Source organism: Pantoea ananatis LMG 2665, assembly GCF_000710035.2.
Classification (GTDB): domain Bacteria; phylum Pseudomonadota; class Gammaproteobacteria; order Enterobacterales; family Enterobacteriaceae; genus Pantoea; species Pantoea ananatis.
Genome location: NZ_JMJJ01000005.1, coordinates 501,399 through 524,652 on the forward strand (window position 1 = coordinate 501,399; position 23,254 = coordinate 524,652).

Genomic DNA, 23,254 nt, shown 5'->3' on the forward strand with positions numbered 1-23,254 from the left:
GATGAGCAGAATCATGACGCCCGTGAACTGGGAAGCCTGCAGCAGCGAGGCGCAGCAGGCGCTGTTGGCACGCCCTGCGCTCGCCTCGTCTGACAGCATCAGCCAGATCGTGCGCGATGTGTTGGTCAGAGTGAAAGAGGAAGGCGATGCGGCTTTACGAGAATTCAGCGCGCGCTTTGACAAGGTTGAAACAGACGACCTGCGCGTTACGCCACAGCAGATGCAGGCGGCCAGCGATCGCCTTGGTGACGAGCTGAAACAGGCGATGGCCGTGGCCATTGGCAATATTGAAACCTTTCACCGTGCGCAGATCCTGCCGCCGGTGGATGTGGAAACGCAGCCCGGCGTGCGCTGTCAGCAAATTACGCGCCCGATGAAATCGGTGGGCTTGTATATTCCGGGCGGTTCTGCCCCGCTGTTTTCTACCGTTCTGATGCTGGCTACCCCGGCGCGGATTGCGGGCTGTGGTCGCGTGGTGCTGTGCTCGCCCCCGCCGATTGCTGATGAAATTCTCTACGCGGCCAAACTTTGCGGTGTGGAAGAAGTGTTCCAGGTGGGTGGATCACAGGCGATTGCCGCCCTGGCCTTTGGCACCGAAAGCATCCCTAAGGTAGATAAAATTTTTGGTCCGGGCAACGCGTGGGTTACCGAAGCCAAACGTCAGGTCAGCCAGTGCCTTGATGGCGCGGCGATTGATATGCCCGCTGGCCCGTCGGAAGTGCTGGTGATTGCCGATGAAGGTGCCACACCGGCCTTCGTTGCCTCTGATCTGCTGTCGCAGGCGGAACACGGCCCTGACTCGCAGGTGATTTTACTGACGCCTTCGCTGGCGCTGGCCGAGCGCGTCGCCGAGGCGGTGGAGGATCAGCTGGCCCAGTTGCCACGTGCGGCGACAGCCCGCCAGGCACTGGAAAGCAGCCGCCTGATCGTCGCTCGGGATATGCAGCAATGCATTGCGATCTCCAACCGCTATGGTCCGGAGCACCTGATTCTGCAAACCCGCACGCCACGGGATCTGGTGGAACAGATTACCAGCGCCGGTTCGGTTTTCCTGGGCGACTGGTCACCGGAATCCGCAGGAGATTATGCTTCGGGCACCAACCACGTGCTGCCGACCTACGGCTATACCGCGACATGCTCCAGCCTGGGCCTGGCCGACTTTCAGAAACGCATGACGGTACAGGAGCTGACGCCGCAGGGCTTCCTGAACCTGGCGGCGACCATCGAAACCCTGGCGGCCGCTGAACAGCTGCACGCCCACAAAAATGCCGTCACGTTGCGCGTTGCCGCACTCAAGGAGCAAGCATGAGTCAGGAAATTGAACAGCTGGCACGCGCCAACGTGCGTGCGCTGACGCCCTATCAGTCAGCTCGCCGCCTGGGGGGCAATGGCGATGTCTGGCTGAATGCCAACGAATTCCCGCTGCCGGTGCCCTTCGAGCTGTCGCAGCAAACCCTGAATCGCTACCCGGAGTGCCAGCCGAAACAGGTTATCACCCGCTATGCGGCCTATGCCGGGCTTACGCCAGAGCAGGTACTGGTCAGCCGTGGCGCAGATGAAGGCATTGAGCTGCTGATGCGTGCCTTCTGCGAGCCGGGCAAAGATGCCATTCTTTTCTGCCCGCCGACCTACGGCATGTACAGCGTCAGTGCCGAAACCATCGGCATTGAATACCGTACCGTTCCGGCGCGGGAAGACTGGCAGTTAAACCTGCCCGCCATCGCCGAACAGCTGGACGGCGTGAAAGTCGTCTATATGTGCAGCCCGAATAATCCCACCGGTAACCTGATCGATCAGGACGCTATCCGTCAGCTGCTGGCTATGACCGCCGGAAAAGCGCTGGTGGTGGCGGATGAAGCCTATATTGAATTCTGTCCCGAGGCGACGCTGGCGGGCTGGTTAAAGGATTACCCGCACCTGGTGATCCTGCGTACGTTATCAAAAGCCTTCGCGCTGGCGGGCCTGCGCTGTGGCTTTACGCTGGCCAATAAGACGGTTATCGATCTGCTGATGAAAGTTATTGCGCCCTATCCGCTTGCCACCCCGGTCGCCGACGTGGCAGGCCAGGCACTGAGCGAAGAAGGCATTGCCCTGATGCGTCAGCACGTAGCCGAGCTGAATGCCAATCGCAGCTGGCTGTTTGAGCAGTTACCGCGGATTCGCGCGGTCGAGCAGGTATTTCCCAGCGAAACCAACTATATTTTGGTGCGCTTTACTGACTCGCCCAGGGTATTTAAAACCTTGTGGGATCAGGGCATTATTTTGCGTGACCAAAACAAGAACCCCGGCCTTGCAGGCTGTCTGCGTATCTCTGTAGGAACCCGAACAGAGTGCGAGCGCCTGATCGCCGCGCTGCAAGCCTTATCTCTGGAGTAAGCATGAGTCAGAAGACCCTTTTTATTGACCGCGACGGCACGATTATCTCTGAACCTCCGCAGGATTTTCAGGTAGATCGGATGGATAAGCTGGCGTTCGAACCTGATGTTGTCCCCGCCTTACTGGCATTACAGGACGCGGGCTATCAGCTGGTCATGATCACCAATCAGGACGGCCTGGGCACGGACAGTTTTCCTCAGGCCGATTTTGATGGCCCGCATAATCTGATGATGCAGATTCTGGCTTCCCAGGGCATTCGCTTTAGCGATATTTTGATCTGTCCCCATAAGCCAGAAGATGACTGCGACTGCCGCAAGCCAAAAACCAAAATGGTGGAAGCCTGGCTGGCAGAGGGCGCTCTCGACACGGCTCAGAGCTATGTGATTGGCGACCGTCAGACCGATATTCAGCTGGCCGAGAATATGGGCATTCAGGGTATTCGCTATGGTGCAGAAGGTCAGGACTGGAAGGCCATTCAGCAGCAGCTGACGCAACGCGATCGTTACGCACTGGTGCAGCGCAACACCAAAGAAACCCAGGTTCGCGTTGAACTGTGGCTGGATCGCGAAGGCGGCAGCAAGATTAACACCGGTGTGGGCTTCTTTGATCACATGCTGGATCAGATTGCGGTGCACGGCGGCTTTCGTATGAATATCGAAGTGAAAGGCGATCTGTATATCGACGACCACCACACGGTTGAAGATACCGGTCTGGCGCTGGGCGAGGCATTGCTGAAAGCCCTTGGCGACAAGCGCGGCATTGGCCGTTTTGGTTTTGTGCTGCCAATGGACGAGTGCCTGGCGCGCTGCGCGCTGGATATCTCTGGTCGTCCACATATCGAATTCAAAGCCGAATTCAGCTACCAGCGCGTGGGCGATCTCAGCACGGAGATGGTGGAACATTTCTTCAGTTCGCTGTCCTACGCCATGATGAGTACCCTGCATCTCAAGACGAAAGGTAAAAACGACCATCACCGCGTAGAGAGCTTGTTTAAAGCCTTTGGCCGCACGCTGCGCCAGGCCATTCGCGTTGAGGGAAATACCCTGCCGAGCTCGAAAGGAGTGCTCTGATGAACGTGGTGATCCTGGATACGGGCTGTGCCAACCTGTCGTCGGTAAAATGGGCTGTTGAGCGTCTGGGCTACGCGCCGGAAGTCAGCCGTCATCCTGACGTGGTGCTGCGCGCCGATAAGCTGTTTTTGCCGGGCGTGGGAACCGCGCAGGCCGCGATGAACCAGCTGCTGGAGCGCGAGCTGATTGAGCTGGTCAAGGCCTGTACGCAACCGGTATTGGGTATTTGTCTGGGTATGCAACTGCTGGGCAGCCACAGTGGAGAGAACGGTGGCGTGCCGACGCTGGGCATTATCGACCATCCTGTCTCGCTGATGGATACACAGGGATTACCGCTTCCCCACATGGGCTGGAACCAGATTACCGCTCAGGCGGGCAATCATCTGTTTCGCGGCATCGACGAAGGCAGCTATTTCTATTTCGTCCACAGCTATGCCATGCCGGTGAATGCCAGCACCATTGCCCAGTGCCACTATGGCCAGGCCTTTACCGCCGCAGTGCAGAAAGATAACTTCTTTGGCGTGCAGTTCCACCCGGAACGCTCTGGCAAAGTGGGCGCACAGTTGCTGAAAAACTTCCTGGAGATGTGATGATTATCCCCGCTTTAGATTTAATCGATGGCAAGGTCGTGCGCCTCCATCAGGGTGATTATGCGCAACAGCGTGATTACGGCAGCGATCCGCTGCCCCGGTTGCAGGACTACGCCGGCCAGGGGGCAACGGTATTGCACCTTGTTGATCTGACCGGTGCCAAAGATCCGGCTAAACGCCAGATTGCCTTACTGAAGAAGCTGCTCAACGGCGTTGAGGCGGTCGTGCAGGTTGGCGGCGGTATCCGTAACCGGGATGACGTAAAAGCGTTGCTGGATGCCGGTGCCAGCCGGGTGGTGGTCGGTTCGACTGCCGTCAAACAGCCTGAGGAAGTCAAAGCCTGGTTTAACGAATTTGGCCCGGACGCCATCGTGCTGGCGCTGGACGTGCGCATCGATGCGGCGAACCGCAAAGAGGTCGCCATCAGCGGCTGGCAGGAAGCGTCCGGTATCACGCTGGAAGAGGTCATCGAACAGTTTCAGCCCGTTGGCCTGAAGCATGTTCTGTGCACAGATATTTCCCGTGACGGTACGCTCAGCGGTTCTAACGTCGACCTGTATAAAGAAGTGACCGCACGTTTTCCACAGATTGCGTTTCAGTCTTCGGGCGGTATTGGTGAACTCAGTGATATTGCCGCCTTACGCGGTAGCGGCGTTCAGGGCGTGATTGTCGGACGTGCGCTGCTGGAAGGTAAATTTACAGTTTCGGAGGCAATAGCATGCTGGCAAAACGGATAATTCCCTGTCTTGATGTACGCGACGGTCAGGTGGTTAAGGGCGTTCAGTTTCGCAACCATGAAATTATTGGCGACATCGTGCCGCTGGCGCAGCGCTATGCGGAGGAAGGTGCCGATGAACTGGTGTTTTATGATATCACCGCCTCATCGGACGACCGCGTTGTAGACAAAAGCTGGGTTTCACGCGTGGCGGAGGTTATCGACATTCCTTTCTGTGTGGCCGGCGGCATTAAAACCCCGGAAGATGCGGCCCGGATTCTGGAGTTTGGCGCGGATAAAATCTCCATTAACTCCCCTGCCCTGGCCGATCCTTCGTTGATTACCCGCCTGGCTGACCGCTTTGGCGTGCAGTGCATTGTGGTGGGCATTGATACCTGGTTCGATGATGCCAGCGGTAAATATCACGTTAACCAGTATACGGGCGATGAATCCCGGACGCGCGTCACCCAATGGGAAACGCTGGACTGGGTACAGGAAGTGCAAAAGCTGGGCGCAGGCGAAATTGTCCTGAATATGATGAATCAGGACGGCGTACGCAACGGCTATGACCTGGTGCAGCTCAAGAAAGTCCGTGACGTGTGCAAGGTGCCGCTGATTGCTTCTGGCGGAGCCGGTACCATGGTCCACTTCCTTGAGGCCTTTGAGCAGGCCAACGTTGACGGTGCTCTTGCGGCCTCGGTGTTTCACAAACAGATTATTAATATCGGCGAGCTGAAACGCTTTCTGATCGACAACGGTGTGGAGATTCGCGCGTGTTAACTGAACAACAGCTGTCCCGGTTAGACTGGGAAAAGACCCAAGGCATGATGCCGGTTATCGTCCAGCACAACGTGTCGGGTGAAGTTCTGATGCACGGTTATATGAATCAGGATGCGCTGAATAAAACCCTGCAGGACGGTAACGTGACGTTTTTCTCACGCACCAAAAACCGCTTGTGGACAAAGGGTGAAACCTCAGGCCACTTTTTGCAGGTCGTCAGCATCACGCCGGACTGCGACAACGACACGTTGCTGGTGCTGGCGAACCCGATTGGCCCAACCTGCCACTTAGGCACCTCCAGCTGCTTCTCGCCTGCTGCACCGGACTGGACGTTCCTTTATCAGCTGGAACAACTGCTGGCGTCACGTAAAAGCGCCGATCCGGACAGCTCTTACACCGCGAAACTCTATGCCAGCGGCACCAAGCGCATCGCGCAGAAAGTCGGTGAAGAAGGCGTGGAGACCGCACTGGCGGCGACGGTGAACGATCGCGAAGAGCTGACTAACGAAGCCTCGGATCTGATCTATCATCTGCTGGTTCTGCTGCAGGACCAGGATTTAGATCTCAGCACGATCATCAGTAATCTGCGCGCCCGTCATAAATAACGGTGCAATATACTGCTCAGAATTCCACTTTTATGCGGATTCTGAGCAGTATCCTTCTCAAAAAATTAATTAAACGCTATTATTGAGCATAATGTTGCTCAACAGGAGTTGTCATGCTCACACTCCAGCTGTTTATTAAGGGCCGCTGGCATGATGCTGCCCAGCTCAATATCCAACATCCCCACCAGGGACGTGAAAGTCCCGCTTTACTCGCCTATAACTTTGACTACGCTGTTGAATATCTTGATCGGAATGATTATGCCAGCTGCAGTCTGAATTACCCGGTCATGCTTATTGGCAGCTATGCGGCTCGTCCGTGGTTTACCTTTCTGGATGACATTATGCCTGCAGGTGCCAGTAGACGTTACTGGATTCAGCAGCTTGGGTTACAGGGAAAGTCTGCCGCTGAGCAGGATTTCTGGTTGCTGAAATCTGGCACAATTGCACCAGTGGGAAACCAGCGCATCAAAGAGTCGATACCCGCGTTACCCGCGCAAAGTCAGCTACGTGACCGACGTTTTCCGTCTGAATGGGCCATCGAACGTGACAGTGATTTTCTGGCGTACGCTCAGCAAATGGGTGCAGCCAGCGGTGGAGCGACCGGGGCTGGCGGTGAAGCGCCAAAACTCTTATTGCGCTATACGCCACAGGATGAGGTATGGATAGATACTTGGCAGGACGATGTACACAATCAGGATGCGCATTATCTGGTGAAGTATCCGCGCGGTGCGCGCAGCGCGATCGATTGCGACATACTTCGCGCCGAATACCACTACTATCATGAATTAGCGTCGATGGGTTTCGACACCATTCCCTGTGAAAAAATGAAGTTGTGTGAAGGTAGCCGTTATCCTTCCTTATGGTTACCCCGCTTTGATGTGTCTTACATCGCGGGCGAAAAAGTGATGTATGGTCTGGAATCTGTCTATTCAATAATGCGAAAACCGCCAGGCAGCTATCTCAATCATTTTGAGGTAATTAGCACGCTGATTACACACCTTAATCCTGACAGACGCGCGCAAGAGGCGTTCGTCATTGAGTGGGTAAAACGTGACATGCTGAATATTGCGTTTGGCAATTCTGATAATCATGGTCGTAACAGCGCGATTCTGAAAAAGGACACCGGCATGTGGCTTGCACCCATCTATGATTTTGCGCCGATGAAAGCGGATCCTGAAGGCGTGGTACGCACGACGCAATGGGGGGCGCCTTTTGAGGAGGGGGGACAATATCAATGGCAAAAGATTGCTGCCGCATTGGATGACCTGGTGCCATCGGACAGATTACTGGCTGAGCTGGCCGTACTGGCCCGACAGCTTATCGGACTCAAAGAGCGTCTGCTTCAGCGAGGTATACCAGCATCGATTCTGACTATGCCGGCTCTTGGCTTTGATTATCTGGATCAGCGTATTGAAGGCTGGCAACTATGAAGAAAACGCTGTCACCGTTTGAACGCGAGGCAATGCTGCTAAACCTTCTTCAGCAGTTTCTTGAAGAAAAATTGTCACAGGGTGAACTCCTGATGCAGCTTCGCAAAAACGTGCTGGGATTTTCACAGGAACGCTATGCAGCGCTGGCAGGGATTAGCCGCCGGACACTATCAGATATCGAGCAGGACAGAGAAAATACGACCCTGAGTACGCTCAACCGGGCCTTAAGACCGCTGGGTCTGAAAACTGGCGTGCTACCGCGTCAACCACATATGCTGCAGACACTGATGCTGCAACTCACTGCTCAGGGAGAGAACCGTGACTACTCATGAAAAATTAATTGCCCTACTCGACCAAAATCGCGCACGTTATCGCCTGATGCAGCACGAAGCGACCGGCAAATGTGAAGCGGTGGCAACGATTCGTGGCACGGAAATCGGTCAGGGTGCAAAGGCGTTGGTGTGCCATGTGAAAGGCAATGGGATCAAACAGCATGTTCTGGCGGTACTGCCCGCCGACCAGCAGGCCGATCTCAGTAAAGTGGCCTTAGCGGTGGGAGGACGTCGGGCATCCCTTGCCTCACCTGCGGAGGTCGATGCGCTGACGGGCTGTGTATTTGGTGCGATTCCCCCGTTCAGTTTTCATCCTGATTTGCTGCCGATAGTCGATCCGCTGCTGTTTGAACGTTACGATGAGATTGCGTTTAATGCGGGCGTGCTGGACCACTCAGTGATCCTGAACATCCAGGATTACCGTGCACTTTGTGGGGCTAACACTGTGAAAATCATCCTCTAATTGCCATCACCCCGGTCGAAAGGTACTCTGCGTGATACAACATTACGACAACAGAAGATCTGAACTATGGCAATGAAAACCCTCAAAATTCGCCTGCGCGCTGCGCTGGCACTGGCCGTGCTTGCTGGTTGCGCATTCGGCGCACAGGCAAAAATCGAACAGGTCCGCTTCGCCGTCGATCCCACCTATCCGCCTTTCGAATCAAAAACACCGCAGGGCAAACTGGTGGGGTTCGATATCGACTTAGGCAACGCCCTGTGTGCACAAATGCAGGCGAAGTGCGTGTGGGTGGAAAGTCAGTTCGACGGCATGATCCCGGCACTTAAAGCCCGTAAATTCGATGCCATCCTGTCTGACATGGGCATTACAGAAGAGCGTTTGAAGCAAATAGACTTTACCCAGCCGCTTTACGATACCCACGCTCAGCTTATCGCACGCAAAGGGTCTGGCCTGTTACCGACGCCAGAGTCGCTGAAAGGGAAAACGGTGGGTGTTGAACAGGGCACGGTGCAGGAACGTTATGCCCGCGCAAAATGGCAGCCGCATGGCGTGACTGTGGTGCCTTACGGCGATCAGGCTCAGGTGGAAAGCGATTTAGTGGCCGGACGCCTTGACGCGGTCTTTACCGACGCGGCGCAGGCCGCCAATGGTTTTCTGAAACAGCCGCAGGGCAAAGATTTTGCGCTGGCAGGCCCGATTGTTCAGGATCCGATTATTGGACCGGGCACGGCGATTGGTCTGCGTAAAGGGGATGCCGAGCTGAAGACCGCGCTGGATACAGCCTTTGATGAAATTAAGAAAAATGGCACCTTTGATAAGATTCAGAAGCGCTATTTCTCAACCGATATTTCGATTCAGAAGTAACGTCATGGCGGGCTTTTTCGCTCTCCTGCCTGTGCAGGGCTATACTCAATGACTTTATGGGCGGCCCTTGTCGCCCTGAACCGACAAAAGGACATTAACACGGTATGTACCAACAACATCACCCCTTGTTAAGCGCCTCTCTCGGCACCCAGCGTGAAATTATCAGTTTTCATTTTGGCGATGACGCTACGCGACAGGTTTATATCCAGGCTGCCTTACACGGCGATGAAATACCTGGCATGGCGGTTGCGTGGTACCTGAAACAACGTCTGCAAACGCTGGAGTCAGCCGGACGGTTAAAAGCCTCTTTCACCCTGATCCCGGTTTCAAATCCTATTGCGCTAGGCCAGCACTGGCATGGCACCCATTTGGGACGCTTCCATACGCAGACTGGACAAGACTTTAACCGTAAGTTTCCATCACTCGGCACCACGCTGGCTAACGATCTGGCTGGCGTACTGACGCCAAACGAAACCCAAAACAAGCGACTGATTCGTGATGCAATCGATCGCTACTACCGCGATACCGTACCGAAAACGGAGCTGGAAGCGCAGCGGTTCACGCTCATGCGCATGGCGAGCCAGGCGGATTTAATGATCGATCTACACTGCGACTGGGAAGCCCTGCCGCACCTCTATACCACACCGCACGCATGGCCTGCGGTCGAACCGCTGGCACGCTGGTTAGGTAGTGAAGTTCAGCTGCTGGCACAAGTTTCCGGCGGGGAGCCATTTGATGAAGCCTGTTGTGAGCCCTGGCTGACGCTGGCAGAACGTTTTGCCGAACAGTTCCCCATGCCGCAGGGTTTATTACCCGTAACCCTTGAACTCCGTGGCGTACGCGACGTGTCGCCAGAGCAGGCGGAACAGGATGCCGATGCGATTATCAGCGCGCTGCAGGAATCGGGCTACATTACCGCCGATGAGGCTGCCGTTTCTGTCGAGGTCGCGGCACCGGTGATTGGCGGGGATGAGCTGGTATCCGTCGCCAGCGGAGGCGAAGATTTAGTCGGCGTTGATGAGAGCGGTACAGGACTCGGGGCTCCGGGTCTTGCTCAGGCTGCCGATGAAAGCAGGATTATTAAGCAGCGTCACACCGAGGGTACGTCAGCATCATCACCTGCGCTGAAAAATCCGCCCACCCCGCTTGCCGGTTGCGAATACGTTCACTCGCCCGTCTCGGGACTGATTCTGCATCGTAAACCGCTGGGCGCCCTTATCAGGCCAGGTGAAGTGGTGGCGGAGATTGTCGATCCGGTAACGGACCATATCACGCCACTGGTGGCGGAGTTTGGCGGGATACTTTATGCCCGGCACTGGGCCAGATTTGCCACGGCAGGGATGCTGGTGTTGAGGCTGGCGGGAGAGAAGTCGGTGCGGAGTGGGGATTTGTTGGTGGGGTAAAAAAAGGCTTCCCGAGGGAAGCCTTATAGTGCTTTGATGTCAGATGATCAATCTAACCACTCAGTGTGGAACACACCGTCTTTATCAATACGCTTATAGGTGTGAGCACCAAAATAGTCACGTTGTGCCTGGATCAGATTAGCGGGCAGCACTTCTGAACGGTAGCTATCGTAGTACGCAATGGCTGCTGAGAACGTCGGCGTTGGGATACCGTTCTGTACAGCATAAGCAACCACATCACGCAGCGCCTGTTGATACTGATCAGCAATATCTTTGAAGTAAGGTGCCAGTAACAGATTAGCGATACCCGCATCTGCTGCATAAGCATCAGTAATCTTCTGCAGGAACTGAGCACGGATGATGCAGCCAGCACGAAAAATCTTAGCGATTTCACCGTAGTGCAGATCCCAGTTATTCTCTTCTGACGCAGCACGCAGCTGTGAGAAACCCTGAGCGTAAGAAACAATCTTGCCCAGATAGAGCGCACGGCGTACTTTTTCAACGAATTCCGCTTTATCACCCGTAAAGGCTTTGGCCTGGGGACCGCTCAGAACTTTTGAAGCCGCTACACGCTGAGTCTTGAGTGAAGACAGATAGCGCGCAAATACAGATTCGGTAATCAGTGACAGTGGTTCACCGAGATCCAGAGAACTCTGGCTGGTCCACTTACCCGTACCTTTGTTGGCGGCTTCATCAAGGATAACATCAACCAGATAATGACCATCTTCATCTTTTTTGGTGAAGATATCTTTGGTGATATCGATGAGGTAACTGCTTAGTTCACCATTGTTCCAGTCAGTAAAGGTCGCGGCCAGCTCTTCGTTATTCAGACCCAATGCACCTTTTAGCAGCGCATACGCTTCTGCGATAAGCTGCATGTCACCGTATTCGATACCGTTGTGAACCATCTTCACATAGTGACCCGCACCGTCCGGCCCGATATAGGAAACACAAGCTTCACCATCTTCAGCACGAGCAGCAATCTTATCAAGAATAGGGGCAACCAGCTCGTACGCTTCTTTCTGACCGCCGGGCATGATAGATGGACCTTTCAGAGCGCCCTCCTCGCCACCGGAAACGCCGGTGCCGATAAAGTTAAAGCCCTGATCAGAAAGTTCTTTGTTGCGACGAATGGTATCTTTGTAGAAGGTATTACCACCATCAATCAGGATATCGCCTTTATCAAGATGCGGGGTGAGTGAGGCGATAGTCTTGTCAGTCGCTTCACCTGCTTGCACCATCAGCAGAATGCGGCGTGGTTTTTCCAGTGAATCAACAAACTCTTCAACGGTGTAGAACGGCGCAAGCTTCTTACCTGGATTCTCAGCAATCACTTCATCGGTCTTCTCGCGCGAGCGGTTGAAGACAGAAACGGTGTAACCGCGGCTCTCAATGTTAAGAGCCAGGTTGCGGCCCATGACTGCCATACCGACAACACCGATTTGTTGCTTGGACATTTTTTACTCCTGTCTGAAGGGTCACATCACACACAACTGTGTATGAACAAAAGTGAGGGACATGTTAACTCACTCTGGTTCAAAAGAGGTAGTGATTGATGCGATTTAGAAAACACCAAAGGTTATTAAAACCCCATAGATTTATAGACTTAAGAGTTAGTTAAGCCCTTGTAAGTTCGATCAAAGGTAAGATTAGCTATCACTTAGGCAGTGAGAGTTGCACAAGCGTAAGAGTATGTAAAAATAACCATATAAATAGTATATAAAAAAACCAAACAGTATTGGTGGAGTTGGTGAATTTATGCGGAAAAGCGTATAGTTATGGAGATTTAGCATAAAAGGTGAAACCTAGACAAACATGAGAATGCCAACTGCATTACAGAAAGTTCTTACTAGTTTTCATTTAAATTTATGCGTATAAATTATTTTATGATTGCTTGACAATCACCTCAACTTGCTGTTTTTTAAGGGAATTAAAATGCGAATGGCATGCGCCAACTTGTAAAAATAGCCCAAAAACTGCAGCATAAGCTTTTGTTGTAGCAAAGCTTTTGAAAAAAAAATTTGAAGACTTCAACCTAGTGCACTGGTAGCTGTAAAGCCTGGGGCGGTAGCGTGCCTTCAAGAAACCAATAAAATCAGTAGGCTACAACGATACCAAATCAAACGGTCACCCTAATGCTTGATACGTATGATCATCTCTTTCTTATTCCAATGAAAGACGTAGATATTGAATTGATAAATAAAGTGAGTGATCTATATTGCGAAAAGTCAAGAAGATTGAGCTTTCTTATCAGCCTACCTAACAAAAAAAGTGCTGATTTTTGTAGATCGTTTTTCGACAAAAATGAAAACGTGCTCATTATTCATCCAGATTCTCAACTTGACAGAACCGCTCACTGGAAGTTTTTAGTCGATAACGCAACAAGAAACTTTAACTTTAAGACATTTTCGTTCTACTTTTGTGGAGATGATTTATTACTTGAGAACTTTCCTTCTCTAGAAATGGACAGTGATTTATATATAAATGACTATTTCATAAATAGTTGGATGAAATTAAAAGAAAATACTTCTGAAAAAGAATTAAATATTAAATCCGCAGAGCAGATTATAAAAACAAACTTTATTAAAGGCAGACCGCTCCTTGCGCCCTTACAAAAAATAATATTCTCTAAAAAGACTATCCATAAGATATATTTCAAAGAAAAGTATGGTTATGTTAGCGACCAATTAATGATATATAACTTAATGGAATCAGGTTTTAAAATTAAATTTATAAAATCACCTTTTTACAAATTAAACGAGAAAAAAAGAGCCTATTTAAATACGCTCAGCATCTTTGAAATAATCAAGCAACAAGTATACTTATATAGAAAAATAAAATGCTATGTCGGTATTCCAATGATTGTACTCAGGACTATCGTTAAATTCTGCATAATCGACAACTTAAAGAAACATATACCATGAAAAAACTGATTGTTGACATTGATATGACCCTGACAAAAGGTAAAGGTGAAAATGGATATGAAGATGCCATTGTCAACAGGGACTTGCTAGAAAAAATCAGAGAATACAAGGCCCTGGGTTTTACTATAGTCTTAAACACAAGTAGAAATATGAATTCGTTTAATAACAATGTAGGGCTTATTAACAAGAATACATTACCGGTTATCATTAAGTGGTTAGAAGAAAATGAGATACCTTACGACGAAATCTATGTCGGAAAACCATGGTGCGGTCATGAAGGATTCTATATAGATGATAAGGCTGTTCGCCCGAGTGAATTTATTAATATGTCTTATGATGAGATAATTGAGCTGCTAAGGAAAGAAAAATGATTATCATATTATCAGCTCAGTATGTTGATCAGGATCTACGTGCCGAGTTTGGACAACTCCCCCCAGCTTTTCTTCCCGTAGGAAATAAAAGACTATACACTTATCAAATAAAACACATCCGTGAAGAAAGTAAAGATGAGAAGATATTTTTAACGCTACCCAAGAGTTATAATATGTCTTCATGGGATGAAAAGGTTTTATCCGAATTATCTGTGGAAATAATTCGTATTGATGAAAATTTTTCTCTTGGTCAAAGCATTGCTTTTAGCTTGGCTTCGAGTTGTAGTGCCGAAGATGAGCACGTTGTTATTTATTACGGTGATACCTTATTACGTTCACCTTTAAATATTGATGAAAAAAATAAAGATGTTATATTTACTGCACACTCAGACTTCAATTATTCATGGATGGTCATGAATAATGCGTTTGAAAGTAATGAATCCGTATTTTGCGGCATTTTGGCTATATCTAAACCACAACTGTTAATCCGCAACTTAATAAGCTCTAAATTTGAACTCGCAGAAAGTTTGGTAAAATATCACGAAACAACACCTTTTAGCCAACAATATCGCGAAGACTGGCTCGATTTCGGTCATCTAAATACTTTTTATGACTCCAAGACAATTGTTTCTACAGCAAGAGCGTTCAATGAACTGACTATAAACAAGTATTACGTAGAAAAACGCTCGGCTAAGAAAGGAAAGCTTCAGGCGGAAGCTAATTGGTTTAGTAAAATCCCAGAAGAAATGGCTTATTACGCTCCGATGCTGATAAGTCATGGTGATGAAAACGAAGTTTATAAATATAAGCTTGAATACCTTTATTCTCCTACTCTCACCGAATTATTTGTTTATGGTAACCATCCCAAGGCTATCTGGGCTCACATCATAACGTCTTGCTTTAACTTTATAGAAAAATGTTATGAAATTCCTGCGAGTTCTGTTAATGAAGATTTCTACACATCATTAGTATCTAAGAATGAAGACCGCCTTGACGAATTTACTAAAGACAATCCTCGCTACAAAAAGATCATTCAAGACTCTGAAGGAAATAAGTTTGAGCTTAAAAAAATGCTTTATGAGATGCATGATCTAATTAGTAAAGAATCAAAAAGTACTTTCATCCATGGTGATTTTTGTTTCAGTAATATTTTGTACGATTTCAAGAAAAACGACATTAAAGTTATTGATCCCAGAGGAATCGACTTTAATGGGATAATAAGTATCTATGGTGACATTCGTTATGATCTTGCTAAAATATTACACTCAGCAATTGGTAAATACGATTACATAATTTCTGACAGGTTTATTGTTAATGATGATGGTGTAACACTTGAATTAACTATCCCTGATAGCAGCGCTGATCTTAGCGATTTAGTAAAAAAACAATTCGAAAAATCAGCTTTTTCTTATAAAGAAATTCTCGCGATTACGACAACATTGTTCTTATCAATGTTACCTTTACATTATGACAGGCCGGATCGGCAGGCAGCATTTGTAGCAACAGCTATAAATCTTTATAAGGAAGTAAAACAATGATCATTATTCCTATGGCTGGCCTCAGCAGCCGTTTCTTCAAAGCAGGCTATACTCAACCTAAGTACAAACTTGAAGCTCATGGAAAAACTCTATTTGAATGGTCAGTCAAAACATTTGAAGATTACTATGACTCCGAAAAATTTATATTTATTTGTCGCGATGTCTACGACACGCCCTCCTTCGTGGCTTCTGAAATAAATAAAATTGGTATCAAAGATTTTGAAATCGTAGTTTTGAGCTCTGAAACTCGCGGCCAGGCTGAAACGGTTTTTTTAAGTTTAGACAAAGTGCCGAATGATCTACCTTTTGTAGTTTTTAACATCGATACCTACGAAAAAGAATTTAAATTTTTTGAGACTCAAAATGATGCTTATTTGGAAGTCTTTAAAGGTGAAGGTGAACACTGGTCTTTTGCCCTCCCCGACGGCAACACATCAAAAGTACTGAAAACGACGGAAAAAGTACGCATTTCAGATCTGTGCTCAAACGGAGTATACGGTTTTAAAAGTAAAGAGATTTATATTAATGCGTATATCGAAATGCAACGTGAAAGTATGGGTGAACTCTATATAGCTCCAATGTTTAACTTTATCATTGATAAGAAAATGAGCGTTCACTATAAATTGACGTCTATTGAGAAACATATCTTTATGGGCACACCTACGGAATATACTGATTTTTTGGGCACTGATAATGTTTAAACTGGCGTTGAAAGATATATTTGATGGATTCAAGAAGTATCAGTTTTGGAGCTATATGGCATGGCAGGAGATTGTCATTCGCTATCGCAGAAGTATTTTGGGACCATTTTGGATCACTGCAAGCACAGCTATATATGTTATTTCAATATCAACAGTATTTTCAACACTATTCAATCAAGATATAAAGCATTATTTGCTATATATGTCACTTGGTATCCTCGTTTGGAATTACATCAACCAAACCATTATTGAATCCGCCGATTCTTTCATTGCCTGCGCAGGATTTATAAAACAAATAAAAATTGAAAGAAGCGTTTTTATTTACCAATCTGTTGCAAGGAACTTTTACTTTTTCTTGCATAATGCCATTATATTGGTCATATGTTTAATTTTTTTCGACAGTACATTGACTTTCTACACCATTGGTAAGGCGTTGTTTGGATTATGTATTCTAACGTTTAATATTTTCTTTATGTCTCTAACACTCGCATGCGTATGTACACGATTCATGGACCTGCGCCAGATAGTTGCATCTATTCTGCAAATAGGTTTTTTAGTTACTCCTGTTATGTGGATACCGACTGAGTCAATGCGAACCAAAGCATATCTTTTAGAATGGAACCCTATTTATCATTTTATTGATTTTATAAGGTACTCGTTGCTACCCGCAGACTTCCCTCCGGCAGTTATGCATCCTAGCATTAAATATATATTGGTTTTTACAATTATTAATGTGATTGTCAGCTTTTATACTTTCAGCTGTTCTCGCAAGAAAATATCTTATTGGGTTTAATCATGTCCTCTTATTTGAAACTTGACAATGTTGCCGTCAGCTATCCAATCTTTGACGTTAAATCACGTTCTCTTAAAGCAAACTTTGTGAGATTAACTACTGGAGGCGTCATATCATCAAACTCCAGACAAGTCACGGTTGATGCATTAAAAAACATCAATTTGAAATTAGAACATGGTGATAGATTAGCCTTGATCGGCCATAATGGTGCAGGAAAATCGACTCTACTTAAAACAATGGCAGGAATTTACGAGCCTACACAGGGTGAAATAGAAAGCAAAGGGAGCATTGCGAGCTTACTCGATATTAATTTGGGGGTTAATCCCGAATCGTCCGGCCGTGAAAATATTTATTCTCGTGGTATGCTTTTAGGTATGTCCAAACGCCAAATAAATGAAACAATAGATGAGATTATTGATTTCACAGATTTGGCAGATTTTATTGATCTCCCAGTAAGAACTTATTCATCGGGTATGTCAGTACGTCTTGCATTTGCTATATCGACTGCTGTGAAACCTGATATCTTATTATTAGACGAAGTCATCGGAGCGGGTGATGCTAATTTCATGGATAAAGCACGTAAACGCATCTTGAATTTGATTGAATCCGTCGGTATTTTAGTGTTCTCTTCGCACTCTGAAGCTGATGTTAAATCATTCTGTACAAAAGGGGTTGTCTTAGATGCTGGAAAAATTGTTTTTAACGGTTCAGTTGATGATGCTTACGATTTTTATGCACACTCACGCGTAACAAGTTAACTAAGATAAACAAAACCTGATGATACATCGCAATTTTGATGAAGCAGATGCTGCTGTAATAATGTCAGTATATTATAAAGATAAACCTTTTCAGCTTTATTGCAGCCTCTGGAGCTTAGTAAATCAAACCGCTGACGGATTTGTTGTTCTGATTTTTATAGACGGTAACATTTCAAATGCATTGAAAGTAGTTGTAAATTTCTTTTTAGAAAATTTTAGTTTCATCAGAGTTATTAATTCTGATATTAACAGAGGGCTGGCAACTTCTCTCAATGAATCAATTGATCACTTACTATACAACCATCCTAATATAGAATTTTTCTTTAGGATGGACGCTGATGACATTAGCGCATTAAAAAGAATTGACTTACAAAGATCTTTTCTTATTAAGAATGAGAATATTGATGTTTTAGGTGGGAGTTGCAAAGAATTCGGTATTTTTTATAAAACCATAATAAAATCTGGTTCCGATTTTAAAATAAAGCATAATATTATAAAGCTTACTCCCTTTATTCACCCTACAGTTGTTTTTAGAAAAAGAGTTTTTGTTAAAGGTAAACGCTATCCGGTTAAGACACATCTTTCGGAAGATTTAGCATTTTGGCTTGACCTTGCTCTTTCAGGTTACATATTTCACAATATACCTGACATTGTCTTATTCTACAGACTCAACAACGCTACACTGCACCGCAGAACGGGGATAAAGAAGGCATATTCGGAAATGCTGTGCCGGATTAATTATATAAGGCACAGCCAAAATAACTTATTGCGAAATGTCACATATAGTTTTGCGCATTTCGCAATCAGGATAATGCCAATCGCTTTATCTAAAATTATTTACAAAATACTACGCTAGGAAATCATTTTTTTTAACCATTCTTTAAGCTCCAATGGCATTTTTTTAATTAAAACTTGTACAATATTATTATTTAATAAAGCCATGAGGTAAATAAATTTATTTTTACTTATCCCTTTAGGTTTGTAAAAATTGTGTATTGTAATGTTAGAATGCATTTTCTTTAGTAACTCTATCGACTCATATGTTGAGTAGCATTGCGTGTTAAAGTAACTTCTTGCGCTCTCAAATTTAGATACACGAAGACCGATATCATCCGGGTGTGCAATAATAAAATGCTCTGGAAAAACACTCTCGAATTCTGCAATAATTTTTTCAGAACAGTCATTATGATATTTTATGGGGAATTTTTTTTCTTTCTTATAGATATAGTGCAAGGCTAACCATTGCTCAACAGCATATTTTGACCTAAAAGCCTTTTCATTTTTATTACTTCCTACACTATGAAAATGATTTTCATACCAAATGGAGTACGAGAATGGATATTCTGGAGCGGAATAGTAATCTAAAATATCTTGTTTATATCCGAACTGAAACATATCACCAATATGAAAAGGCATCCTTTCGCTAAACCTTGGGTTTATTGAAAACACACTCGAAGTTATAATTCTTTTATTCTCAACTCCAGAGAGTTGAGGGATTTCATTTATTAAAGACCAAAGTGTTAGTACGTTGTTATTGACAATAATTTGATCAGTGCGTAATTTCATTACTAATGAGTTGGATGCAGCTTTGACTCCAGAATAAGAGCAAGCAATTTGCTTATTAATATTATTATTAACAATAGGTGAAATTAATGTTTGAGGAAATTTTAATGATGGTAACTCACCCTCATTTTTGCATAAAATAACCTTGTTAAAGTAGTTAGTTTTATTGCAAGATTCTGCAAATGAGGTATCGTTTGTGGATAAAATGATTTCTGGATTGTCAAAACAATCTCTCAGCATGCTGACTGTATATTTAATATCAAACTCGCTATATTGCGTACCAGCAATCACTACACTTATTTTTGATGTTTCATTCATACGTTTTGCCTATAAACTTTAGTTTTGAAACGCCCTATTAACATGCATAACCACGTATATAATTCGCTTATCTTACACTTATTGAATTTAGTTGTCATATAAATACTATCACGCTTGCACAGGAGATAATTGAAAAGGCACTGCATCTAGCTATTTCACACGTCTTTTGAAAGTTAGATATAAAATAAATAAGTTTAAAGAAAATTTTTATGATGGAAGAATTTAAACACCCTATTATTAAGTTACAGAACCGTATTAGACAAGGTACTTAAAAACTTAAGCCCCGAGAAAAGATTATATATAACTTTATAGACAGGAAATAAAATGGATAAAGAGCAAAAGGTTGCAGTATTATTATATGGCTTCTTACGGACTGCTGAAATAACTGCAGGATCATTACTAAACAATATAGTAATCCCTAATAATGCTGACATTTTCTATTTCGGTCCTGACTCATCTGACAGCCCCTTAAAAATACATCAAGGTATCTTGGATAAATCTGGTTTCCTTAAAATTAATCCTAAAAATGATGCTCATGAGGTTGCTGGAGGAGTTGCAACAAGATTAGAAAAAAATTACGGTCGTCACTTAACTTCTTATAAACTTCACGACAGGAATTTTGATCATTTCAATAATGAGGCATCATTCATTGATAAAAACCAATGGCTTTTTAGTTTAAATCCTGCAAGATTTTTTAGTATGTTCTACAATATTCACGGAGTCTTCAAGCTCATGAAAGAGTTTGAATCTCAGAACGATTTTAAATATGATAAAGTCATAATTACTCGCCCTGATCTATCATTTTACTCTAAATTTAATCTTAAAAATATTCGAGAAGGTTTTGTATATATCCCTTCAGGAGTAGACTTTTGCCAGCATACTGGGAACAGAAATCATGGATTGGCGAAAGTTCTTGCATACAGAAATCGCTCTACTGGAAAAATGATTCCTACAAACGTAGGTTTCAATGATCAGTTACTAGTATTTTCCAGAAACTCATCAGAACTTATTGAATCTTTTTTGCCGAACTTAAAAGATTATATAACTCAGAAAGTTCCGTTGACACCAGAAACACTTCTATATTTTCATTTAGTTGCATGTGGAGGGCTTAAGGTTAAATACACTGATGACTGGCCTTACGAAATTGTAAGATCTGATGCAGGAACTATTACTACAGTAACTGACCTAATGATTCTCGATATTATAGATCGTTATCATCCTATAGTTCAGGCTCGTATCAAGAAAAGACCAATAAAGTATCTTTTAAAGTTCGGACGTATGAGGATGAGAGCCTTAAAAAACAAATACTTTAACTAAATTACACATATGTTATCAGCAATGTAAAAACCCTCTTTTACTTATTTATTTTAACCAACTTTATTTACTCTTAATAATTTGTAATGTAAGTTTATAAATAAAAAGTAAAAAGGATTTATTAAATATAATATTTTAAATAAAATAAATAATATAAGCATTTAAATCTAATCTAAATTTCCCGAAAAATCAAAAATTCAAATTTAAAACCTAAAAAAAACCCGCAAGTATGCGGGTTTTTTGGGTATTTAATTAAACCCTTCCGGATTCTTCGACTGCCAGTTCCACGTATCACGCATCATCGCATCGATACCACGCGAAACCCGCCAGTCCAGTTCCTGGTTGGCCAGTGACGCATCGGCCCAGAATGCCGGAAGATCACCGTCACGACGCGGCTTGATTTCAAACGGAATGGGCTTGCCTGAGGCTTGCTCAAACGCCTTGATCATTTCCAGCACCGAGAAGCCTTTCCCACCACCCAGATTATAGGCTTTATAGCCTTCAATTTTATCGAGGTGGTCCAGCGCTTTCAGGTGGCCTTCAGCAAGGTCAACGACATGGATGTAGTCACGCAGACAGGTGCCGTCTGGCGTATCGTAGTCACCACCAAACACGCCGAGTTTATCCAGACGACCGATGGCAACCTGTGCAATGTAAGGCAGCAGGTTGTTAGGGATACCGGTTGGGTCTTCGCCAATCTCGCCCGACTCATGCGCACCGACCGGGTTAAAGTAACGCAGTGCAATGGTTTTGAACTTCGGCTCAGCTTTGGCGAAATCCCGAATGATAAATTCGACCATGAGCTTAGAGGTGCCATATGGGCTGGTTGTGCCGCCAATCGGTGTGGTTTCCACGTAAGGCACCGGGGCATTGGCACCATAAACAGTAGCGGAAGAACTAAAAATGAAGTTCCATACGCCCGCGTTGCGCATCTCTTCAAGCAGTACGACCGTACCGGATACGTTATTTTCGTAGTATTCCAGAGGCATACGCGTGGATTCACCCACCGCTTTAAGTGCGGCGAAGTGAATCACGGCAGAAATGCTGTGGGAGGCAAACAGGTCACGCAGGCAGGCGCGGTCAAGAACGTCGCCTTCGATAAACGTTGCTTTCTTGCCGGCGAGTTTCTCAACCCGATTGATGGCCTCACGCGAGGCATTGCACAGATTATCCAGTACCACCACATCATCACCGCGCTCAAGCAGTGCCAGCACTGTGTGGGAGCCGATATAACCTGCCCCGCCCGTTACCAAAATAGCCATCTCTTCTCCCTTTCTGCCGCGTTAGCCGCGGCGAATGATAGTTGATTACTTCGCCAGAATTTTCTCGATCGCTTCGCGGAAGTCGCGGCCCTGAGCGTTATTGCGCAGACCGTAGGAGACAAATGCCTGCATGTAACCCATTTTACGTCCGCAGTCGAAACTGTGACCCGTCATGAGTGAGACATCGACCGTTTTCTTCTTACTCAGGCTGGCGATAGCATCCGTTAACTGAATACGGCCCCATGCGCCCGGTTCGGTACGCTCCAGCTCAGCCCAGATATCGGCTGAAAGCACGTAGCGTCCCACCGCTGCCAGGTCTGAGTTTAACTCGGCCGGATGCTCAGGTTTCTCAACGAAGTCAGTAATCGTGCTGACATCACCTGGGTTTTCCAGCGGCTGCTCAGTCGTGATCACTGAGTATTCAGACAGATCGTAGTCGGTGAGGTGTTTTGCCAGCACCTGGCTGTGACCAGTCTCTTCAAAACGCGCAACCATCGCCGCCAGATTATATCGTAAATGGTCAGCGGTGGAATCGTCCAACAGCACGTCAGGCAGGACAACCACAAAAGGATTGTCGCCGATCATTGGACGCGCGCAGAGAATAGAATGCCCCAGGCCCAGTGGCTGCGCCTGACGCACGTTCATGATGGTCACGCCCGGCGGGCAGATTGACTGGACTTCACTCAGCAGCTGGCGTTTAACGCGTGCTTCCAGCAGGGCTTCGAGTTCATAGGTGGTATCGAAGTGGTTTTCTACCGCATTCTTGGACGCATGGGTGACCAGCACAATCTCTTTGATCCCTGCTGCAACACACTCATCAATGATGTATTGAATCATTGGCTTGTCCACGACAGGCAGCATCTCTTTCGGAATGGCTTTAGTCGCCGGAAGCATATGCATACCGAGACCCGCAACCGGGATTACTGCTTTAAGCTTGGTCATAGTTATTCCATCTAATGAAGTGAAGACATGCGTCAATTATGCCGGATGGACCGGAAAAGGAAGTATAATCTTTATCTGAAAAGCCGACACTAACTCGCTGTGAAATCTTACAAATTCGGGATTTTACCTAGAGTAAACATCC

Annotated in this window: 24 protein-coding genes; 20 read left to right on the forward strand and 4 right to left on the reverse strand. The window is 46.3% G+C overall.

Annotation, left to right across the window (positions count from 1 at the left end; all coding sequences use genetic code 11):
- Position 1: 1 nt before the first annotated feature.
- The 12 genes from hisD to EL29_RS10355 all read left to right on the forward strand — a co-directional run bounded on the left by hisD (position 2) and on the right by EL29_RS10355 (position 10,628).
- Positions 2-1,309, forward strand: coding sequence for a histidinol dehydrogenase (hisD, locus tag EL29_RS10300; protein ID WP_022623381.1), 1,308 nt, complete (start codon positions 2-4; stop codon positions 1,307-1,309).
- On the forward strand, positions 1,306-2,376 hold the full coding sequence (hisC, locus tag EL29_RS10305; protein ID WP_013026348.1) for a histidinol-phosphate transaminase: 1,071 nt from the start codon (positions 1,306-1,308) through the stop codon (positions 2,374-2,376). Before hisD ends, hisC begins: the two co-directional genes overlap by 4 nt.
- 2 nt (positions 2,377-2,378) lie before the next feature.
- On the forward strand, positions 2,379-3,446 hold the full coding sequence (gene hisB / locus EL29_RS10310) for a bifunctional histidinol-phosphatase/imidazoleglycerol-phosphate dehydratase HisB (RefSeq protein WP_014594058.1): 1,068 nt from the start codon (positions 2,379-2,381) through the stop codon (positions 3,444-3,446).
- Positions 3,446-4,036: an imidazole glycerol phosphate synthase subunit HisH gene (gene hisH / locus EL29_RS10315; RefSeq protein WP_028715317.1), complete on the forward strand. Its 591-nt coding sequence runs from the start codon at positions 3,446-3,448 to the stop codon at positions 4,034-4,036. Before hisB ends, hisH begins: the two co-directional genes overlap by 1 nt.
- On the forward strand, positions 4,036-4,773 hold the full coding sequence (gene hisA / locus EL29_RS10320; RefSeq protein ID WP_014594060.1) for a 1-(5-phosphoribosyl)-5-[(5-phosphoribosylamino)methylideneamino]imidazole-4-carboxamide isomerase: 738 nt from the start codon (positions 4,036-4,038) through the stop codon (positions 4,771-4,773). The genes hisH and hisA overlap by 1 nt, the downstream gene beginning before the upstream one ends.
- Entirely contained in the window at positions 4,755-5,531 is a 777-nt protein-coding gene (gene hisF / locus EL29_RS10325; protein WP_028715318.1) for an imidazole glycerol phosphate synthase subunit HisF, read from the forward strand. The genes hisA and hisF overlap by 19 nt, the downstream gene beginning before the upstream one ends.
- Entirely contained in the window at positions 5,525-6,136 is a 612-nt protein-coding gene (gene hisIE / locus EL29_RS10330; RefSeq protein ID WP_013026354.1) for a bifunctional phosphoribosyl-AMP cyclohydrolase/phosphoribosyl-ATP diphosphatase HisIE, read from the forward strand. Before hisF ends, hisIE begins: the two co-directional genes overlap by 7 nt.
- A gap of 113 nt (positions 6,137-6,249) precedes the next feature.
- On the forward strand, positions 6,250-7,566 hold the full coding sequence (locus tag EL29_RS10335; RefSeq protein ID WP_028715319.1) for a type II toxin-antitoxin system HipA family toxin: 1,317 nt from the start codon (positions 6,250-6,252) through the stop codon (positions 7,564-7,566).
- Complete coding sequence (locus EL29_RS10340; protein ID WP_013026356.1) at positions 7,563-7,898, forward strand: helix-turn-helix domain-containing protein; 336 nt, start codon at positions 7,563-7,565, stop codon at positions 7,896-7,898. Before EL29_RS10335 ends, EL29_RS10340 begins: the two co-directional genes overlap by 4 nt.
- Positions 7,885-8,361 carry a YbaK/prolyl-tRNA synthetase associated domain-containing protein gene (locus EL29_RS10345; RefSeq protein ID WP_013026357.1) on the forward strand — a complete coding sequence of 159 codons (477 nt, stop codon included), beginning with the start codon at positions 7,885-7,887 and terminating at the stop codon, positions 8,359-8,361. Before EL29_RS10340 ends, EL29_RS10345 begins: the two co-directional genes overlap by 14 nt.
- A gap of 66 nt (positions 8,362-8,427) precedes the next feature.
- Complete coding sequence (locus EL29_RS10350; protein ID WP_028715320.1) at positions 8,428-9,225, forward strand: ABC transporter substrate-binding protein; 798 nt, start codon at positions 8,428-8,430, stop codon at positions 9,223-9,225.
- Between the two features lie 104 nt (positions 9,226-9,329).
- Positions 9,330-10,628, forward strand: coding sequence for a succinylglutamate desuccinylase/aspartoacylase family protein (locus tag EL29_RS10355; RefSeq protein ID WP_028715321.1), 1,299 nt, complete (start codon positions 9,330-9,332; stop codon positions 10,626-10,628).
- 47 nt (positions 10,629-10,675) lie between these two features.
- Here EL29_RS10355 and gnd read toward each other — a convergent pair whose 3' ends face one another.
- A complete protein-coding gene (gene gnd, locus EL29_RS10360; RefSeq protein WP_028715322.1) occupies positions 10,676-12,085 on the reverse strand; it encodes an NADP-dependent phosphogluconate dehydrogenase in 1,410 nt (469 codons plus the stop codon).
- 678 nt (positions 12,086-12,763) lie between these two features.
- Here gnd and EL29_RS10365 point away from each other — a divergent pair.
- From EL29_RS10365 to EL29_RS10395, 7 genes are read left to right on the forward strand one after another with little or no spacing between them, the layout of a single operon-like run.
- Entirely contained in the window at positions 12,764-13,552 is a 789-nt protein-coding gene (locus tag EL29_RS10365) for a hypothetical protein (RefSeq protein WP_014594067.1), read from the forward strand.
- Positions 13,549-13,923 (forward strand): HAD family hydrolase, encoded by a 375-nt coding sequence (locus EL29_RS10370; RefSeq protein WP_024471924.1) that lies wholly within the window; start codon positions 13,549-13,551, stop codon positions 13,921-13,923. The genes EL29_RS10365 and EL29_RS10370 overlap by 4 nt, the downstream gene beginning before the upstream one ends.
- Positions 13,920-15,461 (forward strand): protein kinase family protein, encoded by a 1,542-nt coding sequence (locus EL29_RS10375; RefSeq protein WP_014594068.1) that lies wholly within the window; start codon positions 13,920-13,922, stop codon positions 15,459-15,461. The genes EL29_RS10370 and EL29_RS10375 overlap by 4 nt, the downstream gene beginning before the upstream one ends.
- Positions 15,458-16,162, forward strand: a complete 705-nt coding sequence (locus EL29_RS10380) for a glycosyltransferase family 2 protein (protein WP_014594069.1) — start codon at positions 15,458-15,460, stop codon at positions 16,160-16,162. Before EL29_RS10375 ends, EL29_RS10380 begins: the two co-directional genes overlap by 4 nt.
- Complete coding sequence (locus EL29_RS10385; RefSeq protein WP_014594070.1) at positions 16,155-16,955, forward strand: ABC transporter permease; 801 nt, start codon at positions 16,155-16,157, stop codon at positions 16,953-16,955. The genes EL29_RS10380 and EL29_RS10385 overlap by 8 nt, the downstream gene beginning before the upstream one ends.
- Positions 16,956-16,957: 2 nt before the next feature.
- Entirely contained in the window at positions 16,958-17,713 is a 756-nt protein-coding gene (locus EL29_RS10390; RefSeq protein ID WP_014594071.1) for an ABC transporter ATP-binding protein, read from the forward strand.
- A gap of 19 nt (positions 17,714-17,732) precedes the next feature.
- Positions 17,733-18,569, forward strand: coding sequence for a glycosyltransferase (locus EL29_RS10395; protein WP_014594072.1), 837 nt, complete (start codon positions 17,733-17,735; stop codon positions 18,567-18,569).
- Here the strand turns inward: EL29_RS10395 and EL29_RS10400 are convergent.
- Positions 18,566-19,594, reverse strand: a complete 1,029-nt coding sequence (locus tag EL29_RS10400; protein ID WP_014594073.1) for a WavE lipopolysaccharide synthesis family protein — start codon at positions 19,592-19,594, stop codon at positions 18,566-18,568. The two genes, EL29_RS10395 and EL29_RS10400, sit on opposite strands and share 4 nt — an antisense overlap.
- A gap of 324 nt (positions 19,595-19,918) precedes the next feature.
- Here EL29_RS10400 and EL29_RS10405 point away from each other — a divergent pair, with 324 nt between their 5' ends.
- Complete coding sequence (locus EL29_RS10405) at positions 19,919-20,911, forward strand: hypothetical protein (RefSeq protein WP_014594074.1); 993 nt, start codon at positions 19,919-19,921, stop codon at positions 20,909-20,911.
- Positions 20,912-21,156: 245 nt separating this feature from the next.
- Here EL29_RS10405 and galE read toward each other — a convergent pair whose 3' ends face one another.
- Both galE and galF read right to left on the reverse strand, forming a co-directional pair.
- Complete coding sequence (gene galE, locus EL29_RS10410) at positions 21,157-22,170, reverse strand: UDP-glucose 4-epimerase GalE (protein WP_014594075.1); 1,014 nt, start codon at positions 22,168-22,170, stop codon at positions 21,157-21,159.
- Between the two features lie 45 nt (positions 22,171-22,215).
- Positions 22,216-23,112, reverse strand: a complete 897-nt coding sequence (gene galF, locus EL29_RS10415; RefSeq protein WP_014594076.1) for a UTP--glucose-1-phosphate uridylyltransferase GalF — start codon at positions 23,110-23,112, stop codon at positions 22,216-22,218.
- Positions 23,113-23,254: the final 142 nt, after the last annotated feature.

Excerpts from the sequence above, each read along its gene's own strand:
- hisD (WP_022623381.1), top strand. The coding sequence starts at position 2 with ATGAGCAGAATCATGACGCCCGTGAACTGGGAAGCCTGCAGCAGCGAG.
- hisC (WP_013026348.1), top strand. The coding sequence starts at position 1,306 with ATGAGTCAGGAAATTGAACAGCTGGCACGCGCCAACGTGCGTGCGCTG.
- hisB (WP_014594058.1), top strand. The coding sequence starts at position 2,379 with ATGAGTCAGAAGACCCTTTTTATTGACCGCGACGGCACGATTATCTCT.
- hisH (WP_028715317.1), top strand. The coding sequence starts at position 3,446 with ATGAACGTGGTGATCCTGGATACGGGCTGTGCCAACCTGTCGTCGGTA.
- hisA (WP_014594060.1), top strand. The coding sequence starts at position 4,036 with ATGATTATCCCCGCTTTAGATTTAATCGATGGCAAGGTCGTGCGCCTC.
- hisF (WP_028715318.1), top strand. The coding sequence starts at position 4,755 with ATGCTGGCAAAACGGATAATTCCCTGTCTTGATGTACGCGACGGTCAG.
- EL29_RS10335 (WP_028715319.1), top strand. The coding sequence starts at position 6,250 with ATGCTCACACTCCAGCTGTTTATTAAGGGCCGCTGGCATGATGCTGCC.
- EL29_RS10340 (WP_013026356.1), top strand. The coding sequence starts at position 7,563 with ATGAAGAAAACGCTGTCACCGTTTGAACGCGAGGCAATGCTGCTAAAC.
- EL29_RS10350 (WP_028715320.1), top strand. The coding sequence starts at position 8,428 with ATGGCAATGAAAACCCTCAAAATTCGCCTGCGCGCTGCGCTGGCACTG.
- EL29_RS10355 (WP_028715321.1), top strand. The coding sequence starts at position 9,330 with ATGTACCAACAACATCACCCCTTGTTAAGCGCCTCTCTCGGCACCCAG.
- gnd (WP_028715322.1), bottom strand. The coding sequence starts at position 12,085 with ATGTCCAAGCAACAAATCGGTGTTGTCGGTATGGCAGTCATGGGCCGC.
- EL29_RS10365 (WP_014594067.1), top strand. The coding sequence starts at position 12,764 with ATGCTTGATACGTATGATCATCTCTTTCTTATTCCAATGAAAGACGTA.
- EL29_RS10370 (WP_024471924.1), top strand. The coding sequence starts at position 13,549 with ATGAAAAAACTGATTGTTGACATTGATATGACCCTGACAAAAGGTAAA.
- EL29_RS10375 (WP_014594068.1), top strand. The coding sequence starts at position 13,920 with ATGATTATCATATTATCAGCTCAGTATGTTGATCAGGATCTACGTGCC.
- EL29_RS10380 (WP_014594069.1), top strand. The coding sequence starts at position 15,458 with ATGATCATTATTCCTATGGCTGGCCTCAGCAGCCGTTTCTTCAAAGCA.
- EL29_RS10385 (WP_014594070.1), top strand. The coding sequence starts at position 16,155 with ATGTTTAAACTGGCGTTGAAAGATATATTTGATGGATTCAAGAAGTAT.
- EL29_RS10390 (WP_014594071.1), top strand. The coding sequence starts at position 16,958 with ATGTCCTCTTATTTGAAACTTGACAATGTTGCCGTCAGCTATCCAATC.
- EL29_RS10395 (WP_014594072.1), top strand. The coding sequence starts at position 17,733 with ATGATACATCGCAATTTTGATGAAGCAGATGCTGCTGTAATAATGTCA.
- EL29_RS10400 (WP_014594073.1), bottom strand. The coding sequence starts at position 19,594 with ATGAATGAAACATCAAAAATAAGTGTAGTGATTGCTGGTACGCAATAT.
- EL29_RS10405 (WP_014594074.1), top strand. The coding sequence starts at position 19,919 with ATGGATAAAGAGCAAAAGGTTGCAGTATTATTATATGGCTTCTTACGG.
- galE (WP_014594075.1), bottom strand. The coding sequence starts at position 22,170 with ATGGCTATTTTGGTAACGGGCGGGGCAGGTTATATCGGCTCCCACACA.
- galF (WP_014594076.1), bottom strand. The coding sequence starts at position 23,112 with ATGACCAAGCTTAAAGCAGTAATCCCGGTTGCGGGTCTCGGTATGCAT.